Source organism: Limnobacter sp. (assembly GCF_964228395.1).
Lineage (GTDB): Bacteria > Pseudomonadota > Gammaproteobacteria > Burkholderiales > Burkholderiaceae_B > Limnobacter.
In genome coordinates this window covers 1-16,660 of sequence record NZ_CAXQZX010000031.1, presented here as the reverse complement: position 1 = coordinate 16,660, position 16,660 = coordinate 1, and the positions used below count along the sequence as shown (strand labels likewise).

At 58.0% G+C, this 16,660-nt stretch carries 16 protein-coding genes and 1 pseudogene; 11 read left to right on the top strand and 6 right to left on the bottom strand.

What is annotated here, in order from left to right:
- Positions 1 to 749, top strand: a 749-nt coding sequence (locus ACEQU8_RS02395) for a DMT family transporter (RefSeq protein WP_370261211.1), incomplete at its 5' end; no start/stop codon positions are given.
- Here ACEQU8_RS02395 and ACEQU8_RS02390 read toward each other — a convergent pair.
- From ACEQU8_RS02390 to ACEQU8_RS02380, 3 genes are all read right to left on the bottom strand, one after another.
- Complete coding sequence (locus ACEQU8_RS02390) at positions 739 to 2,379, bottom strand: hypothetical protein (RefSeq protein ID WP_370261209.1); 1,641 nt, start codon at positions 2,377 to 2,379, stop codon at positions 739 to 741. The two genes, ACEQU8_RS02395 and ACEQU8_RS02390, sit on opposite strands and share 11 nt — an antisense overlap.
- The gene (locus tag ACEQU8_RS02385; RefSeq protein ID WP_370261208.1) at positions 2,372 to 2,812 is read right to left on the bottom strand and encodes a TadE/TadG family type IV pilus assembly protein; all 441 of its coding nucleotides are present in this window, start codon (positions 2,810 to 2,812) and stop codon (positions 2,372 to 2,374) included. Before ACEQU8_RS02385 ends, ACEQU8_RS02390 begins: the two co-directional genes overlap by 8 nt.
- Before the next feature lie 169 nt (positions 2,813 to 2,981).
- Positions 2,982 to 3,539 (bottom strand): hypothetical protein, encoded by a 558-nt coding sequence (locus tag ACEQU8_RS02380; protein WP_370261206.1) that lies wholly within the window; start codon positions 3,537 to 3,539, stop codon positions 2,982 to 2,984.
- A 139-nt stretch (positions 3,540 to 3,678) separates the two neighbouring features.
- Between ACEQU8_RS02380 and ACEQU8_RS02375 the strand changes: the two genes are divergently transcribed.
- The 8 genes from ACEQU8_RS02375 to ACEQU8_RS02340 all read left to right on the top strand — a co-directional run bounded on the left by ACEQU8_RS02375 (position 3,679) and on the right by ACEQU8_RS02340 (position 12,608).
- A complete protein-coding gene (locus tag ACEQU8_RS02375; protein WP_370261205.1) occupies positions 3,679 to 4,059 on the top strand; it encodes a PA2779 family protein in 381 nt (126 codons plus the stop codon).
- Positions 4,060 to 4,106: 47 nt separating this feature from the next.
- Positions 4,107 to 5,000 (top strand): PA2778 family cysteine peptidase, encoded by an 894-nt coding sequence (locus ACEQU8_RS02370; protein WP_370261204.1) that lies wholly within the window; start codon positions 4,107 to 4,109, stop codon positions 4,998 to 5,000.
- 2 nt (positions 5,001 to 5,002) lie between these two features.
- On the top strand, positions 5,003 to 5,734 hold the full coding sequence (locus ACEQU8_RS02365; protein ID WP_370261202.1) for an SDR family oxidoreductase: 732 nt from the start codon (positions 5,003 to 5,005) through the stop codon (positions 5,732 to 5,734).
- 114 nt (positions 5,735 to 5,848) lie between these two features.
- Positions 5,849 to 7,003 (top strand): efflux RND transporter periplasmic adaptor subunit, encoded by a 1,155-nt coding sequence (locus ACEQU8_RS02360; RefSeq protein ID WP_370261201.1) that lies wholly within the window; start codon positions 5,849 to 5,851, stop codon positions 7,001 to 7,003.
- A 3-nt stretch (positions 7,004 to 7,006) separates the two neighbouring features.
- Positions 7,007 to 10,141, top strand: coding sequence for an efflux RND transporter permease subunit (locus ACEQU8_RS02355; protein WP_370261200.1), 3,135 nt, complete (start codon positions 7,007 to 7,009; stop codon positions 10,139 to 10,141).
- Positions 10,138 to 10,740: a TetR/AcrR family transcriptional regulator gene (locus ACEQU8_RS02350; protein ID WP_370261199.1), complete on the top strand. Its 603-nt coding sequence runs from the start codon at positions 10,138 to 10,140 to the stop codon at positions 10,738 to 10,740. Before ACEQU8_RS02355 ends, ACEQU8_RS02350 begins: the two co-directional genes overlap by 4 nt.
- Before the next feature lie 111 nt (positions 10,741 to 10,851).
- Positions 10,852 to 11,847 (top strand): FecCD family ABC transporter permease, encoded by a 996-nt coding sequence (locus ACEQU8_RS02345; RefSeq protein ID WP_370261197.1) that lies wholly within the window; start codon positions 10,852 to 10,854, stop codon positions 11,845 to 11,847.
- Positions 11,844 to 12,608: an ABC transporter ATP-binding protein gene (locus ACEQU8_RS02340; protein WP_370261196.1), complete on the top strand. Its 765-nt coding sequence runs from the start codon at positions 11,844 to 11,846 to the stop codon at positions 12,606 to 12,608. Before ACEQU8_RS02345 ends, ACEQU8_RS02340 begins: the two co-directional genes overlap by 4 nt.
- A 23-nt stretch (positions 12,609 to 12,631) precedes the next feature.
- Here the strand turns inward: ACEQU8_RS02340 and cueR are convergent, their stop codons facing one another.
- Positions 12,632 to 13,048, bottom strand: coding sequence for a Cu(I)-responsive transcriptional regulator (gene cueR / locus ACEQU8_RS02335; protein ID WP_370261195.1), 417 nt, complete (start codon positions 13,046 to 13,048; stop codon positions 12,632 to 12,634).
- A 2-nt stretch (positions 13,049 to 13,050) separates the two neighbouring features.
- Positions 13,051 to 15,297 (bottom strand): heavy metal translocating P-type ATPase, encoded by a 2,247-nt coding sequence (locus ACEQU8_RS02330; RefSeq protein WP_370261193.1) that lies wholly within the window; start codon positions 15,295 to 15,297, stop codon positions 13,051 to 13,053.
- Between the two features lie 124 nt (positions 15,298 to 15,421).
- Between ACEQU8_RS02330 and ACEQU8_RS02325 the strand changes: the two genes are divergently transcribed.
- A complete protein-coding gene (locus ACEQU8_RS02325; protein ID WP_370261192.1) occupies positions 15,422 to 15,622 on the top strand; it encodes a heavy-metal-associated domain-containing protein in 201 nt (66 codons plus the stop codon).
- 46 nt (positions 15,623 to 15,668) lie between these two features.
- On the opposite strand, the gene ACEQU8_RS02320 is transcribed toward ACEQU8_RS02325, so the two are convergent.
- The gene (locus tag ACEQU8_RS02320) at positions 15,669 to 16,304 is read right to left on the bottom strand and encodes a class I SAM-dependent methyltransferase (RefSeq protein WP_370261190.1); all 636 of its coding nucleotides are present in this window, start codon (positions 16,302 to 16,304) and stop codon (positions 15,669 to 15,671) included.
- Between the two features lie 36 nt (positions 16,305 to 16,340).
- Here ACEQU8_RS02320 and ACEQU8_RS02315 point away from each other — a divergent pair.
- Positions 16,341 to 16,660: pseudogene (locus tag ACEQU8_RS02315) on the top strand (sodium-dependent transporter); the annotation flags it as partial.

Below are 16,660 nucleotides of genomic sequence, written 5' to 3'. Positions count from 1 at the left end.
CGGCCTTTCTCGCTTTGTTGTTTGCGGTGTTTCGCAAGCCGACCCATATTCGCGCCAACCTCGGCATGATCGCCTTGATCGCCGTATTTGCCTCGGCCCTGCCCTTTTTGTTGCTGGCCTACGCCGCACAAACCGTGACCGCCTCGGTTCTGGTGATCATGAACGCCACCGCGCCCATTTGGGCTGCTGCAATTGCCGTGGTGTGGACCCGAACCCTGCCACCGCCCAAAGCCATGTTGGGCTTGTTGTTGGGTTTGATCGGGGTGGGGCTGATCGTCGGTCTGGACACCCACACCTTGAACACCCCGGGCACGGGCCTGGGTTTGCTGGCGGCTTCCGGCGGGGCGGCCTGCTACGGCCTGGCGACAAACATGGCCACACACATGGGCAAACAAATTGATTCCAAAAGCTACGCTTTGGGCTGCCTGGTGCTGGGCAGCGCCATGTTGTTGCCATGGGTGCCCTTCGCCCTGCCCGCACAAGTGCCCAGTTGGCCTGCGGTGCTGGCCACAGTGGGTGTGGGGGTGTTATGCAGCGGCCTGGCCTACCTCATTTATTTTAGGCTGGTGCAAGATGTTGGCCCAACCTCGGCACTCACTGTGACTTTTCTAACGCCAGTGTTTGGTGTGTTGTGGGGCCATGTGCTGCTGGGCGAGGCCGTGGGCTGGCACACCGTGGCCGGTGGCCTTACCGTCATCGCAGGCACTGGCCTTGCCGCGGTGTATGGCCTGCAAAAAACTAGCGGCTAAGCACCACGCTTTGGCAATCCATGGCGTCTACATTCACGGTCACCGTGTTCAAATCCACGCCCACCACCTCAAGCAGATCATCCAGAATATTGCCCACGGTCGTCAGCACGGGGCGCAGCACGGGGTTAAGTGCCGTCAGCAAAGTGTTCACCAAACCGTTGACCACGCCGCTGATCAAGGGCCCCACAAAGGGCAAATTCACTTGCAGATTCAGATTCATGTTGCCCAGCAGGTTGCCCAAGGTTTGGCCCACGTTCAGGTTCACGGTTTGGCTTAATGGGGCGTGCCCCACCAAGGTGGTTTGAACCGGATCGGAACGCAAACTGGCCTGGGCAGCCAGGCTTACTCCTGCGTTGACCAAACCCAACAAACCCACCGACAAAATATTGGCCGGTGCGCCGCAGGTAAGGGCCCCCGTGGTGGTATTCAAATTGGCGGCACTTTGGGCCACACACACCTCAGCCAAGGCAGGCACCATGGTGAGCGCCATCGAATTGTTGGCCCTTGGGTAGTGGCAGGCAAGCTCATTGACCTCGGCCAGCCCCCCGGCCACACGCAACTGCACACGCATGTCCAAAGCGCTCAGGTTCACGGCCGGGATCACAAGGTTCAAAGGCTGACGTACCCGCACATCCAGGGCCACTTGCGATGTTTTTGCCGTGGCCACCGGGTTTTTGTAGGGCATTTTGCGGCCCACAAACACTTGAGGGGCCTCCAGCACGGTCAGGCCCACATCCAGATTCAGCAAACCTGAACTGATGGGCAAACTGTACCCCACCCCTTCCACCGAATTGAGCAAGGCCACTTGGGCCAGTTGACCAAACTGAAGGGTCAAGGGGGTGTCCGTGCGGCCCGACAAATCGGCGGCAATCAAGTCGCCCACACGCACATCCACCGTGTTCAAGGGGCCAGACAACAAGCTCAATAAGCCCTGCACCTGCATTTTTTCTGCTTCGCTGGCATTGCCCACCACCAAGGCATCCTCCAGCAAACCCAGGGCCGAAACGTCCAGGCTCAGCAGGTCGCTCAAGGTGAGCACACCCAATTCCGCAGACAAATCCAGAAGATCCACCTGCACCGAACTGCCCAGCAGGCTGCCCCATTGCGCCACTGTCAGCGACACATTGCCGCCCCCCAGGGCGCTTAGCAAACCATTGAGCAAGGCCGATTGATTGGTGTTCAAGGCCAACAGCCCCGACGACACCGAGCCCACCACCGTGGGTGCGGCCGTGGCCTCGGCCAAAACGCTCAAGCTTCGATTGTTCAAAAAGGGCAACAACGCCCCCACCGAGCGAGTGATCGACACCCGGCTGGTCACGGCATTCTCGCAATCATCCGAAACCGCACCGTTAATCAGGCATTCAATCGTGAGGGTGTCGGTGGGTAACACGCCGTTGTTTTGCCCCAGGCTGCGAGCCTCGGCAAAGCCTGGCCCGTCAGCCATTTGGCGCGCTGCGGTCAACGCCACCAGGTCTGCAGTGCCTTGCAGCCGCGCCTTTTCCCAGGCGGTGTGCCCCACTGCCAACACGCCAAGTGCCCCCAGAGCCATGGTGACCACAAACAGGCTGAGCACCGTGTACGCCCCACCCTGGCGGCGCGCGGCGCGCGATGTGTAAACTGACTTAACCATTGTTGGGTTCTACACGGGTGGTGGACTCGGCCGATAAACTGGCTGGCAAGGGCACAAACAAAGAGTTGCCCACCAAGGGGCTGCCAGCGTAGTCGGGATACTCCAGCCGCAGGCGCATGCACACCGAATCGCCACAGGCAAACGAGGTGACCGAGGGTTGCACTCGCGATCTGAAATCACCCACGTAGGCGGGCAGCAGGTCGCTTAAGGCCTGCCGTGCAAGATTTTCATAATCGGTTTGCGAGAACCCACTGCGATACACCGTGGCCTGCCTGGCGGCTTCGGTGGTGGTGTTGTTCATCACCAGCATGGCACCAAGCAAAATGGAGTACTCCACAATGGCAAACACCACGGCCAACAACACTGGCAATGTGAGCACCAGTTCAATCATGAGCGCGCCTTGCTGCAGGCGTCGTTTGAAGGCTGTTTTCATTACCCCTCCGGGGGGTTAGTCCATTTGAGGGAAGCATATCCGTTTTTTTCTATAAGTAAACCCACCATTTTTAGGTGGTTAAACGAATATATGAGCCACAAAAAAACCGACCACGGGGGTCGGTTAAAGGGCTAGCGTTGGTTTTAACGCTTTAGAGGTGAGCTGTGCCTTAATCGTCGTCTCGTTCACGTTTGCCGTGTTTTCCGCCACGGTGATGGTCGTCATGTTTCCAGTGCTTGCCTTTGCGATGATCATCATCCCAATCGTGGCGATCATGGTGTTTCTGCCACTTGCGTTCGTCGCGGCGACCATCGTAATAACCGTCGCGGTATTCCCCATCGCGAACGTAGGTCACACGGTCTCGGTAAATATAGCGTTGCTCAATGTAGGCCGGGCTGAAGTCGTAGTAGTCACGCGACTTTACAAAGTAAACCGGGCGTGAGCAGGCACCATAGCGCCCGCAGTATTTGCCCCACTTTTTGAGGTGCCCCGGTGGCACGTGCAAATAAATGGGCTCAAGAATGCGTGAAGGCCGAGTCACGATGAGTGGCTCGTTATAAACCAGCACTGGGTAGCGGCTGTTGGTGATGTTTACATTGCCATACACGCCGGGGGCGACCTCGCCGCCCACACCCACAGAAATGTTCAAAGCCTTGGCTGGCGTGGTCAACATGCCCAAACCCAAAGCGGCCGCAAAAGACAACACGCCAAAAATTCGCTTATTCATCACAAATCCTCCATGATGTGATGTCAACTAAAACGGCCATGGCCTCGTTTGGTTGACTCCGGAAGCACACACCCTCGCCGGGTGGTATTCCAGACTGGCAAATCAAATTCCCAACTTCATAAAAACGGAGAGCTAAAAAATGACCAAAACAATGCGTGGAACTGCCCTGGCTGTGTTGATCAGCTTCTCAAGCAGCTTTATTGCCGCCCCCGCTTCCGCCGCCATCGTAAGCACAGAAGATGCGGTGGCCATGCACCAGGACCGCAGCGAACTGAAGTCTTTCTTTGATCGTGAAGACATTGCCAAAGCCCTTCAGGCCCATGGCGTCAGCCCCGAAGCCGCCAAAGCCCGCGTGGACTCGATGACTGAAGAAGAAGCCCAAAAGCTTGCTGCCCACATCGAGAACGCACCTGCCGGTGCTGGCGTTGTTGGTACACTGTTTGCCGTGTTCATTATTCTGTTGGTAACCGACATTTTGGGCTTGACCAAGGTGTTTCCGTTTACCCGCTCGGTTCGATGAAATATAAGTTTCGCAATGCATTAAAGGCCCGCCTGGCGGGCCTTTTCATGTTGGTTTTGGCCATCGCTGGATGTGCCACGGTTCCCAGCAGCCTTGAGCCCACCGTGCAAGCCCAGCCCAAGGTAGAACTCACCGAGGTGCCATTTTTTCCCCAACAGGATTTTTACTGTGGCCCTTCTACACTGGCCATGGTGCTCAACAATTTGGGTGAACAAACCAAGCCTGAATCCATTGCCGAACTGGTGTATTTGCCAGGCCGCCAGGGAAGCCTGCAACTGGAAATGCTGGCAGCACCGCGCCGAATGGGCTACTTGGCCTACCAATTGGAGCCAAACCTGAAAGCTTTGTTTGCCGCGTTGAATGCAGGCCACCCCAGCGTGGTCTTACTTAATTTGTCGCTGCCCGTGGCGCCCCAGTGGCATTACGCCGTGGTGGTGGGTTTCGACCCCCAAAGCAATTCGATGATTTTGCGCTCCGGCCAGCAACAACGCGAAACCATTGCACTGCCCACTTTCCTGAAATTGTGGGAGCGCAGCAGCAACTGGGCCTTTGTGGTGTTGCGCCCCCAGGATGCCCCGCCCGCCTTTGCCACAGCGCAGGGTTACTTAAATGCGGCTGTTGCATTGGAACGTTCAAGCCTGGCCAAAGCGGCGCAGGCCTACCAGCAAGGCAGCAAAACCTGGCCCGCTGAGCCTTGGTTTTATTTTGGCCAAGGCAATGTGGCCTACCAAAACGCTCAATATGCAGAGGCCGAGGGCCATTACCGCAAGGCGGTGGGCGTGTACCCTGACCTGGCCGACGGCTGGAACAATCTGGCTGAAACCCTGCTCAAGCTGGACAAAAAAGCCGAAGCTCGCGCCGCCATCAACAAGGCCATTGCCCTGGGAGGCCCAAGGGCGGCAGCCTATCAGGCCACCGCCAACACCATACAAGGCCATTAAGCATGATCAAAGCACTACTGACTGGCCACACCCAAGGCCTGGGCTTGGGCATTGCACAAACCCTGTTGGCCCAAGGTGTGCCTGTGCTGGGTTTGTCGCGTTCACCTGCGGCTTGGGTGTTGCCCGGGGACAGTGCACCGCTCACCGAGACCACCCTTGACCTGGCCGACACACAAGCGCTAAGCGATTGGCTGGCAGGTGGGCAACTTGACTCATTTTTTGCCGACGCCACCCAGGCCTTGCTCATTAACAACGCAGGCGTGTTGGGCCCGGTGGGGCCATTGCCGGTGCAAACACCAGCTGATGTGGCCCAAGCCGTTCAAACCAATGTGGCGGCGCCCATGATGCTGGCCGCTGCTCTTGCCCAACTGGGCGGGCACATCACCGACCGGCGTATTTTGCATGTGTCCAGCGGGGCCGGTCGAAACGCCTACCCTGGGTGGTCGGTGTATTGCGCGACCAAGGCGGCCCTGGACATGCATGCCCAGTCTGTGCTCGAAGATGGGCAAGCCCGCTTGCGCATTTGCAGCCTGGCGCCTGGGGTAATCGACACGGCCATGCAAGGTCAAATTCGCCAAGTCAACAAGGCGCATTTTCCCAACAAGGACCGCTTTGTTCAGCTCAAGGAGCGCGGTGAACTGGCCCAGCCCCAGGCCACTGCACACAAAATTGTGGCCTACCTGCTTAGCCCCAAATTTGGTAGCCAGGCCATCGAGGACATTCGAAGCATGTAGGGTAATCCGCGTTGACAAGCTGCGGGTCGAATGAAAAAATGAACGTTCATTCAGCGTTGTTGTCTACCCCACAAAACAACGCAACCCTGCATTTTTCTGTCGAGGTAGTACCCCATGCACATTCACCCCTTACGAACCTTGGGCCTGAGCACGCTCGTGGCGGGTTCCCTGGCCTTGTCTGGCTGTGGCGAACCCGAAAGCGCCAAAGCTGCTGCCCCGGCGCAATTGCCCAAAGTGGTGGTACACCAAGTGGTCGAAAAACCGGTGGCGCTGTATTCCGAGTTGCCTGGCCGAACCGCGCCCTATTTGATCGCCGAGGTTCGACCCCAGGTCAATGGCATCGTCGAAAAGCGCCTGTTCACCGAAGGGTCCAACGTGAAGGCCGGAGCATCGCTTTACCAAATTGACGCCTCCACCTATCAGGCTGAAGTGGCCAGCGCCAAAGCCTCGCTTGAACGCGCCCAAGCCAATCTGCGCAGCGCCGAAATCCGCAACACCCGCTTCCAGGATCTGGCCAAATTGAACGCAGTTAGCCAGCAAGAACGTGATGACACTTACGCCGCCTTGCAACTTGCCCAAGCTGACGTGGCCAGTGCCAAAGCGGCTTTGCAAAAGGCCCAAATCAACCTGAATTACACCCGGGTCAACGCCCCCATCAGCGGTCGCATTGGGCGCTCCAGCGTTACCGCGGGTGCACTGGTACAACAAGGCCAGCCTCAAGCACTGGCCACCATTCAGCAGCTAAACCCCATGTACGTGGACCTCACGCAGTCGGCCTCTGAGTTACTGGCACTCAAGGCAGACCTGGCCAGTGGCGCCATACAGAACACCGGAAAAAATGCCGCCAAAGTGCGCTTAAAGCTGGAGAACGGCCAAGACTACCCTCACGAGGGCACGCTGCAGTTCTCTGAAGTCAGCGTGGACCAAGAAACCGGCTCAGTCACCCTGCGGGCGGTGTTCCCCAACCCAGACCTCACCTTGCTGCCTGGCATGTATGTGCGGGCCGCCCTGGAAGAAGGGGTGCGTGAAAGCGGTATTTTGGTGCCCCAAAAAGGCATTGTGCGCGATGCCACCGGCGCCCCATCGGCCCTGGTGGTGAATGCCGAGAACAAGGTAGAGCGCCGCAGCGTTAAAACAGCGCGCGCCATGGGCAACCAGTGGTTGGTCGCCGAGGGCTTGGCTGCTGGCGACCGGGTGATCATCGAGGGCTTGCAAAAAGTACGGCCCGGGCAAGAAGTGGAAGCCACCACCGCCAAGCAGGAGCAGTAAACCATGCCACGTTTTTTTATTGATCGCCCCATTTTTGCATGGGTGATCGCCATCGTGATCATGCTGGCCGGTGTGCTGGCCATCTTTAACCTGCCGATTGCTCAATACCCTGCCATTGCGCCCCCCGCGGTCACCATTCAGGCCACCTACCCCGGGGCCTCGGCTGAAACCCTGCAAGACTCCGTTACCCAGGTGATTGAGCAGCGCATGACAGGGCTGGATGGCTTCCGCTACCTAAAATCCACCAGCGATTCCACCGGGCGTTTGCGCATCGAACTCACCTTCGAGCCCGGCACCAATCCAGACATTGCTCAGGTGCAAGTGCAAAACAAACTGAGCCTGGCCACCCCCCTGCTGCCCGATGCTGTGCAACGTCAGGGCATCCAGGTGACCAAAAGCTCGGCTGGCTTTTTGTTGGTCATCGCCTTCACCGCAGTGGATGGAAAATTTACCTCCACCCAATTGGCCGACTTCATCACCACCAACGTGCAAGACTCCATGAGCCGAGTCAACGGCGTGGGTGAGGTGCAGGTGTTTGGCAGCCCCTACGCCATGCGCATCTGGCTCAACCCCGACAAAATGAACCAGCACCGCATTACCCCCGGGGACATTCGCGCTGCCGTCAATGCTCAAAACGCGCAAATTTCGGCAGGCGAATTGGGAGGCGCGCCCGCGGTCAAAGGGCAATCACTCACCGCCACCATTTCGGCTCAGAGCCTGCTGCAAACCCCTGCTGATTTTGAGCAGATCATTCTTAAATCCGGCAGCGACGGGGCCACCGTGCGCCTCAAAGATGTTGCCCGCGTCGACTACGGCAGCGAAAACTACAACATTTTGCCGCGCTGGAATGGGCGCAACGCCTCAGGCATCGGCATTCGTCTGGCCTCGGGCGCCAATGCGCTCGACACTGCGGAAGCCGTGGTCAAAGAGATGGAGCGCCTCACGCCACTGATTCCCGAAGGCATGGAATGGGATGTGGCCTACGACACCACACCCTTCGTAAAAATTTCCATCGAAGGGGTGGTCAAAACACTCATCGAGGCCATCATTCTGGTGTTCCTGGTGATGTACCTGTTTTTGCAAAACTTCAGGGCCACCCTCATCCCCACCATCGCCGTGCCCGTGGTGCTGTTGGGCACCTTTGCCGTGCTGGCCGCGTTTGGTTTTTCCATCAACACGCTCACCATGTTTGGCATGGTGCTGGCCATCGGCCTGCTGGTGGACGACGCCATTGTGGTGGTGGAAAACGTAGAGCGTGTGATGGCCGAAGAAGGCTTGTCGCCCCTGGAAGCCACCCGCAAATCCATGGATCAGATCACCTCGGCTTTGGTGGGAATCGGCTTGGTGCTTTCGGCCGTGTTTGTGCCCATGGCGTTTTTCCCGGGCTCGGCTGGTGTTATTTACAAGCAATTTTCTATCACCATCGTGTCGGCGATGGCTTTATCGGTGCTGGTGGCGCTGGTGCTCACCCCCGCCCTGTGCGCCACCATGCTCAAACCCATTGAAAAGGGTGATACACACCAAGCACGTGGTTTTTTTGGATGGTTTAACCGGGCCTTTGACTCCACCAACCAAAAATACCAAAGCGCAGTGGGCCGCATGCTGGTGAAATCGGGTCGCTACCTCATCATTTACGCGGCCTTGCTGGGCGTGATGGCTTATATGTTCACCCGCCTGCCCACCTCGTTTTTGCCCGACGAAGACCAAGGTGTGTTTTTTACCCAGGTGCAATTGCCTGCGGGTTCAACCCAGGAACAAACGCTCCAAGTGCTGGCCAAAATGGAAGACTACTTCCTCAATGAGGAGGGCCACAACGTGAAGTCGCTCTTCACCGTGGCGGGGTTCAGCTTCTCGGGCACCGGCCAAAACTCTGGCATCGGCTTTGTGCGCCTGCGCGACTGGAGCGAACGTCCCGGCAAAGAAAACTCCGCACAAGCCGTGGTACAACGCGCAGCTCGGGTGTTTGCAGCTTGGCCTGAAGCCCAAGCGTTTGCATTTGCGCCACCGGCCATTCGCGAGCTGGGCAACGCACTGGGTTTTAGCCTGTTCATCCAGGACCGAACAGGCCTGGGCCGCGACACCCTGCTGGCCGCCCGCAACGAGATGATCGCCAAGGCCAACCAAAACCCGATACTCACCTCGGTGCGCCCCAATGCCCCCGCCGACATTTACGAGTATCAGTTGGACATTGATCACGCCAAAGCCGGTGCACTGGGGGTCACGGTGGCTTCCATCAGCGACACCCTAAGCTCGGCTTGGGGCGGCAGTTATATCAACGACTTTTTGGATCGCGGTCGTGTGAAGCGCGTGTACATGCAGGCCGATGCCCCATTCCGCATGCTGCCCGAGGACCTTGGGCGCTGGTACGTGCGCAACAACCAAGGCGACATGGTGGCTTTCTCAAACTTTGCATCGGCCAATTGGTCGATGGCTTCCCCACGCCTGGAACGCTACAACGGCGTGCCCGCCGTGGAGGTACAGGGCCAAGCCGCGCCGGGCCGAAGCTCGGGCGAAGCCATGATGGCCATGGAAGAATTGGCCAAAGCCCTGCCCGCTGGCATGGGCATTGAATGGACGGGGCTGTCGTACGAGGAACGGCAATCGGGCTCGCAAGCGCCATTGCTGTATGCGCTGTCTTTGTTGGTCGTGTTTTTGTGCCTGGCGGCGCTTTACGAAAGCTGGACCATTCCCTTTGCCGTGATGCTCATTGTTCCCCTCGGTGTTGTTGGAGCCCTGCTGGCCGCGGGTGGAAGAGGCCTGGCCAACGATGTGTACTTCCAGGTGGCATTGCTCACCACGGTGGGCTTGTCTGCCAAAAACGCCATCCTGATTGTGGAGTTTGCCAAGGAACAGGTCGAGCAAGGTCAAGAGTTGATGCAAGCCACCTTGCAAGCCGTGCGCATGCGACTGCGCCCCATTATCATGACCTCGCTCGCGTTTGGTTTGGGTGTGGTACCACTGGCCATTGCCACCGGCGCAGGCTCGGGTAGCCAAAATGCCATTGGCACTGGCGTGTTGGGTGGAACCATATCGGCCACAGTGCTGGGCATTTTCTTTGTGCCCCTGTTTTTTGTGCTGGTTAGCCGCCTGTTTGGCAAAAAGCCTCAAGGCCGCACAACCAAGGCAGGTGCAGCATGAGCCAAACCAACACCGACAAAAAAACCCGAGGCAAGGCCGAGGTTCGTCGTCAGCAAATTCTGGATGCTGCCGCGCAGTGTTTCCGGAAAAGTGGCTTCCATGGGGCCAGCATGGCCGACATCGCCAAAAGCTTTGGCATGAGTGCGGGCCACATCTACAACTACTTCGAAAGCAAAGAGGCCATCATCGAGGCCATGGTGCAGCGTGACCTCAGCGACACCCTCGCCCGCATCGCCGCCATTCGTGAAAAGGGCGATATTTTGAACGCCATGCTGGGGGCGGTCGACGATGGTGTTCAACGTCGAATTGCACAAAGCCAATTGGACGCTGAAATTGTGGCTGAAGCCTCGCGCAACCCCAAAGTGGCCCAAGTGGTGCAGCAAACCGATGCCGTGATTCGCCAGGAAGTTGCCCGCTTGATTGAAAGCGTTCAACCCGCCATGGCCAGCCAATGCCCCCACATGCTGGCAGCCAAAACCACCATCCTGATGGCGCTGTTTGAAGGACTGATGATTCGCGCCATTCGCAACCCCAATATGCAACAAGCGGAGTTAGGCATTGCCCTGAAGAAGGTGATCGAGCAAATGCTGCAAAGCTAAGCCAGCCACCTATCCAGACCTGGGTGAGTTGGCTGATTGGCGGGGCTGCAACCCCGCCTTTTTTGCATTTCAAATGCAGCTATACTCGGGGCTGAGTTTTTGACGACCACCATGATCCGCCACCCCCTTATTTTGCTCGTCGCTTTAAGCGTTGCACTCTTGGTGCTTGCCCTTTGTGTGGGCAGCTACCCCGTGGGTGCGCCCCAAGCCATTCAGGCCTTGGTGGGCATCGGCGACCCCACCACCGTGCAAGTGGTGCAAGAGCTTCGCCTGCCGCGCACATTGGGTGCATGGCTGGTGGGCGCAGCGCTGGCCTGTGCGGGGTGTGCTTACCAGTTGCTGTTTAAAAATCCATTGGTATCGCCCGACATTCTGGGCGTGTCTGCCGGTGCAAGCCTTGGCGCCGTCTTGGCCTTGTTCATGGCCTGGCCCATGTTTGCCGTACAAGGCAGCGCATTCGCAGGCGGCCTCATTGCGGTGGCCCTGGTGATGTTGATTGCCCGTTGGGTTCAGCATGCCGACCAACAACTCACCTTGGTGTTAATTGGTGTGGTGCTGGCTGCCTTGGCTGGTGCGCTCACCTCCATGCTAAAAATTCTTGCCGACCCCTATGAGCAATTGCCAGCCATCACGTTTTGGCTGCTGGGCAGCGTATCGGGTGTTGGCCTGCAACACCTCGCGCAGGCCTTGCCCTTCGTTGCCACTGGCTTTGCAGTCTTGTTTATTTTGCGCTGGCGCATCACGGCCCTGTCGGTGTCCCAAGACGAAAGCCGCGCCATGGGCATGCCCACACAGGCTTTGTCGATGTGGGTGATCTTGGCAGCCACGGTCATGACCAGCGCGGTAGTGTCGCTGGCTGGCACCATTGGCTGGGTGGGTTTGTTGGTGCCCCACATTGCACGGCAGTTGTTTGGCGCCAGTTTTTCACGGTCGCTGCCTGCCTGCGCTTTGCTGGGCGGCGCGTTTTTGATGCTGGTTGACACCCTCGCCAGAAGCCTGGGCCAGCTGGATGTGCCACTGGGCATCATCACCGCCATGGTGGGCGCGCCTTGCTTTGTGTGGATACTGGCCAAGCGCCGCACAAGCCAATGGGGAGACAACCCATGAGCCTGAAGGCCATCCATGTGTCAGCGGGTTACGGCCCGTGCGCCGTGCTGGAGCAAGTGCATCTGGAAGTAAGGCCAGGGCAAGCCCTGTGTGTGCTGGGGCCCAACGGCAGTGGCAAAAGCGCACTGCTAAAAACACTCTTGGGTTTGTTGCCAACCCTGGCAGGCGAAGTACACATCAACGGCCAAACCCTGGCCACTTTGCCCAACGCCGAGCGCGCACGCTTGTTGGCCTATGTGCCCCAAAACCAGGGGCTCTCCTTTCAATTCACGGTGCATGATGTGGTGCTGATGGGGCGCACATTCCTGTGGGGTTTGTTACAAGGCCCCAGCAGTAACGACCTTCGGGAGGTGCGGCAACACCTGGATATGCTCGGCATTGCCAATTTGGAACACAGGCCTTTTCAAGCCCTGTCGGGCGGGCAACAGCAGTTGGTGTTGATCGCGCGGGCCTTGTACCAAGGCGCACGTTGCCTGGTGATGGACGAACCCACCGCCAACCTGGATGTGGCCAATGCCAGCCTGGTGTTAAACACCACCCTGGCCCTGTGCCAAAGTGCTGGTTTAAGCATGGTGTTCTCTAGCCACAACCCACAAGACGCGCTTACCCACAACACCCAGGCCCTGTTGATCAAAAACCGGCGCGTGTTGGCCCAAGGGCCCGCACGTCAAGTCTTGAATGCAAACCTGCTCACTGACCTGTATGGGGTGCAGGCCCAGGTGCATGCCCTGCAACCCCACCCGGTGGTGGTTTGGCTATGAATTTGCGGCACCCAGTTGCCACATCAATCGGCAAGGCCATCCAAAATGGGGCAGTCTGGCCGAGCGTCGCCTTTGCAGCAATGCACCAAGCGCTCCAGCTCGCTTTTCATGGCATTTAGCTCGGCAATTTTTGCATTCAACGCTTGCAGGTGGGCCTGTGCCAGTTTTTTGACTTCACGACTGGGCCGGTTTTTGTTTTGCCACAGCGCGAGCAATTCCTGAATGTGCGACAAAGAAAACCCCAGGTCGCGTGCATGCCGAATAAAACGCAACACATGCAGATCTTTTTGGTTGTACAAACGGTAGCCGGCCTCAGTGCGATGGGCCTCAGGCAGCAGCCCCACTTGCTCATAATGGCGAATCATTTTGGCGGTAATACCCGACTCCATGGCCGCCTCACCGATGGTAAACCACGCTTGGCTTGTGTACTCGGTTTGCATGTTTAAGCCTCCTTGGCATCGTGTGTGTTGAACTTCGGTTGCCAGCGCGTGAGCAGCAAGGTATTGCCCACCACACTCACCGAACTCAATGCCATTGCAGCCCCGGCCACCACCGGGTTGAGCAGGCCCATGGCCGCCAAGGGAATACCCACTGCGTTGTACACAAAAGCCCAAAACAGGTTTTGTTTGATTTTTGTATAGGTGCGGCGGGAAATATCGATGGTTTGATGCACCAAGGCTGGGTTGGCTCTCATCAAGGTGATATCAGCGGCATGCATGGCCACCTCCGTGCCGGTGGACATGGCAAAGCTCACATCGGCAGCTGCCAGCGCCGGGGCATCATTTATGCCATCCCCCACCATGGCCACCACTCGACCCTGCTTGCGCAAATTCGCCACCGCCTCGCTTTTGTTGTGGGGCAGTTGCTCGGCCTGCACTTGGGCAATGCCCAGTTCGTCTGCCACGCGTTGGGCGCTGGCTCTGGAGTCGCCGGTCAGCAACACGGTGTTTACATGCAAGGCGTGCAGGCCTTGCACTGCTCGCCCCGCACTGGGTTTAAGCGCATCTCCAAAGCCAATGGCTCCCATTAAACGCAGGCCATCGCTGGCTTGTTCTGCCACCCAGGCGTGCGTGGGCGCGTCCTCGGGCAAGCGCAAGGCCACCTGGCTTAATGCATCGCCGTGCACACCCAGCTCTTGCATCCAGCGCGCCGTGCCCACATACACGCGAGCACCACCGACCACACCGCTCACGCCACGGCCCGCTTGGTCTTGCAGTTGCAAAGCCACCTGCCATGTCAGCCCCTGGGCTTTGGCATGGGCCAACACAGCCTGGGCCAGCGGGTGCGCGCTGCCTGCCTCCACCGCAGCGGCTTTGCCCAGCAAAGCATGGGCGGCAACCCCGGCACAGGGCACCACGGCGCCCACAGAAGGCTTGCCCTCGGTGAGGGTGCCAGTTTTGTCAAACACCACAGTGTTGATGTTGTGGGCAAGCTCCAGAGCCTGTGCATCTTTAATCAAAATGCCGTGCCGAGCAGCCACCCCGGTGCCCGCCATAATCGCTGTCGGCGTGGCCAAGCCCAAAGCACAGGGGCAGGCAATGACCAACACCGCCACGGCATTCACAATGGCCAACTCAAGGCTGCCCCCCTGCGCCAACAAAGACCAGTACAACACCGTGAGCAAAGCAATCACCAGCACCACGGGCACAAACACCGCGCTGACCTTGTCCACCAACTTTTGAATATCCGGCTTGGCTGCCTGTGCGTCTTCCACCAAACGAATAATCTTGGCCAAGGTGGTCTCTGCGCCCACAGCGCTTACTTCAATCAGCAAACGTCCATCGAGGTTCACCGCACCACCCGTGACCTTGGCGCCCGGCCCCTTTTCAACCGCCTGGCTTTCACCGGTGATGAGCGCCTCGTCCACATGGCCTTCACCCTCCAGCACTTTGCCATCCAAAGCAATGCGCTCACCCGGCTTAACCACCAAGGTGGCCCCCACAAGCACCTGCGCGATCGGCAACACCTGCTCCTGACCTTCTTTCAACACGGTGGCTATGTCGGGGCGCAGTGCCTGCAGGGCTGCAATGGCGGCTGTGGTTTGGCGTTTGGCACGGGCCTCCAGCCACTTGCCCAGCATCACCAGGGTAATCACTGCAGCAGAGGCTTCAAAGTAAAGGTGCGGGTCACCCTCACCCATCATGTAAACCGACAAGCCAAAAGCGGCCGAGGTGCCAATGGCCACCAACAGGTCCATGTTGCCCGTTCTGTTTAGAATCGCCTTCCACGCCCCCCGGTAAAATCGCGCACCCAACCAAAATTGCACCGGGCTGGCCAGCAACAATTGAATCCAGGCTGGCAGCATCCAGTGTTTGCCAAACAACATACCCGCCATGGGCAACACCAAAGGCAGGGTCAACAATGCCCCCCACAGCACCATTTGCCCGTCGCGGCTGGTTTGCACGGCGGTGTGCACATCCTGACCTGCCCCAGTTGCAGCACCCTGTTTGCCAGGGTCAGCCTCCGTCGGCAGGGTGGCGGCCTCGTAGCCCGCTTTTTGTACTGCGGCCATGGCATCTTGCAAAACGTCAGGCCCACTTAATTCAATACGGGCTCTCTCTGTGGCCAAGTTCACACTGGCACTCAAAACACCGGGGGTGGCAAGCAGTGCTTTTTCAACAGCACCGGAGCAAGAAGCGCAGCTCATGCCGCCAACGGCGATGTCGACTGTACTGGAAGGGTTGGTCATGGCAATTACTCCAAACAGGGCAATGCCCAAATGTTGAACCTTGACATGATGTGAAGGTCAAGCCCTTGACCTTACCATGATTGGAAGCTTTAACATACAGGTGTCAATAAGCTGGAGATTCCCAATGATTACCCTACAAGTAGAAAAAATGAAGTGTGGCGGCTGCGCTGCCAATGTGAAACAGACCGTGTTGTCAAAAGACCCACAGGCCGAAATTGACGTGGACTTGGCCAACAAACAGGTCAAAGTGCAATCCTGCCTGGATGCGCAGATGCTGGCCAAGCTCATCACCGAGGCGGGCTACCCCGCCAAACCAGGCACGTAAACAACCCCCCTGTTGCTAGCGCCAATTTCAAGCAGGCGGGTTGTACCTATTCCGCTTCACGGTAGGCCTGGCCCCAGTAGTTGTAGGTAAAAGCCTTGGGGCCTGGCACATACATGGTTTGTAAATTGGCCGCAGCAAAACCACCGGCTTTTAACAGGGCCGGAATGTCACGGTTTAAGTGGCAGCCCCCGGCCAATTTGCCCCACAAGGGCTGCAATTTGGCCTGCGTTTTGCGCACCGATTCATCGGGCGCAACACCGTGTTCGCAAAACAATAATTTGCCATCAGGCTTTAGCACGCGTCGCATTTCCCGCAGGGCCTGCACCGGATCTGGAATGGTGCACAGGGTGTAGGTCATCACAATGGTGTCGATGCTGGCATCGGGCAAGGGGATTTTTTCGGCTGGCAAACCCAGCAACTCTACCCGCAAGCCAGTCTGTGCAATTCGCTTTTTTGCAAGGCGATGCATTTGCAAAGCGGGGTCGAGACCGATCACTTTGCTTACTTTGGAGGCATCGTAGTGGCGCATGTTCAGGCCGGTGCCTATGCCAATTTCCAGCACCTGCCCCGTGGCTTGGGGCACCACCTTTTCACGTTGACGCGCAATGGCCTTCATGCCGCAGGCCAAATCCAGCAGGGTGGGTAACACATGGCGCTCGTACCATTGTGCAAATCGATTCAAGGGCGTGTTTCCTGTTTTGTGGGTTAAACTCAAGACATGAACAATGCTCCCGACCAATTCAGCTCCAAACTCGGCTTTGTGCTGGCCGCCGCTGGTTCAGCGGTTGGCATTGGCAATCTGGTGGGCTTCCCGGTGGCCGCGGCCAAAAACGGGGGCGGTGCATTTTTGCTACTGTACATTTTTTTCGTGGTGGCCATTTGCCTGCCCCTGATTCTTGCCGAACTCAGTATGGGCAGGCACACCGGGCACGGTCCTTTGGGTGCCTACAGGGCCCTGTCGGGCGGGCATCGTGGCTGGGTTATCGCTGGGGCACTTTCGCTGCTTACACCATTCATGATTGCCGTGTTTTACAGCGT

Excerpts from the sequence above, each read along its gene's own strand:
- ACEQU8_RS02390 (WP_370261209.1), bottom strand. The coding sequence starts at position 2,379 with ATGGTTAAGTCAGTTTACACATCGCGCGCCGCGCGCCGCCAGGGTGGG.
- ACEQU8_RS02385 (WP_370261208.1), bottom strand. The coding sequence starts at position 2,812 with ATGAAAACAGCCTTCAAACGACGCCTGCAGCAAGGCGCGCTCATGATT.
- ACEQU8_RS02380 (WP_370261206.1), bottom strand. The coding sequence starts at position 3,539 with ATGAATAAGCGAATTTTTGGCGTGTTGTCTTTTGCGGCCGCTTTGGGT.
- ACEQU8_RS02375 (WP_370261205.1), top strand. The coding sequence starts at position 3,679 with ATGACCAAAACAATGCGTGGAACTGCCCTGGCTGTGTTGATCAGCTTC.
- ACEQU8_RS02370 (WP_370261204.1), top strand. The coding sequence starts at position 4,107 with ATGTTGGTTTTGGCCATCGCTGGATGTGCCACGGTTCCCAGCAGCCTT.
- ACEQU8_RS02365 (WP_370261202.1), top strand. The coding sequence starts at position 5,003 with ATGATCAAAGCACTACTGACTGGCCACACCCAAGGCCTGGGCTTGGGC.
- ACEQU8_RS02360 (WP_370261201.1), top strand. The coding sequence starts at position 5,849 with ATGCACATTCACCCCTTACGAACCTTGGGCCTGAGCACGCTCGTGGCG.
- ACEQU8_RS02355 (WP_370261200.1), top strand. The coding sequence starts at position 7,007 with ATGCCACGTTTTTTTATTGATCGCCCCATTTTTGCATGGGTGATCGCC.
- ACEQU8_RS02350 (WP_370261199.1), top strand. The coding sequence starts at position 10,138 with ATGAGCCAAACCAACACCGACAAAAAAACCCGAGGCAAGGCCGAGGTT.
- ACEQU8_RS02345 (WP_370261197.1), top strand. The coding sequence starts at position 10,852 with ATGATCCGCCACCCCCTTATTTTGCTCGTCGCTTTAAGCGTTGCACTC.
- ACEQU8_RS02340 (WP_370261196.1), top strand. The coding sequence starts at position 11,844 with ATGAGCCTGAAGGCCATCCATGTGTCAGCGGGTTACGGCCCGTGCGCC.
- cueR (WP_370261195.1), bottom strand. The coding sequence starts at position 13,048 with ATGCAAACCGAGTACACAAGCCAAGCGTGGTTTACCATCGGTGAGGCG.
- ACEQU8_RS02330 (WP_370261193.1), bottom strand. The coding sequence starts at position 15,297 with ATGACCAACCCTTCCAGTACAGTCGACATCGCCGTTGGCGGCATGAGC.
- ACEQU8_RS02325 (WP_370261192.1), top strand. The coding sequence starts at position 15,422 with ATGATTACCCTACAAGTAGAAAAAATGAAGTGTGGCGGCTGCGCTGCC.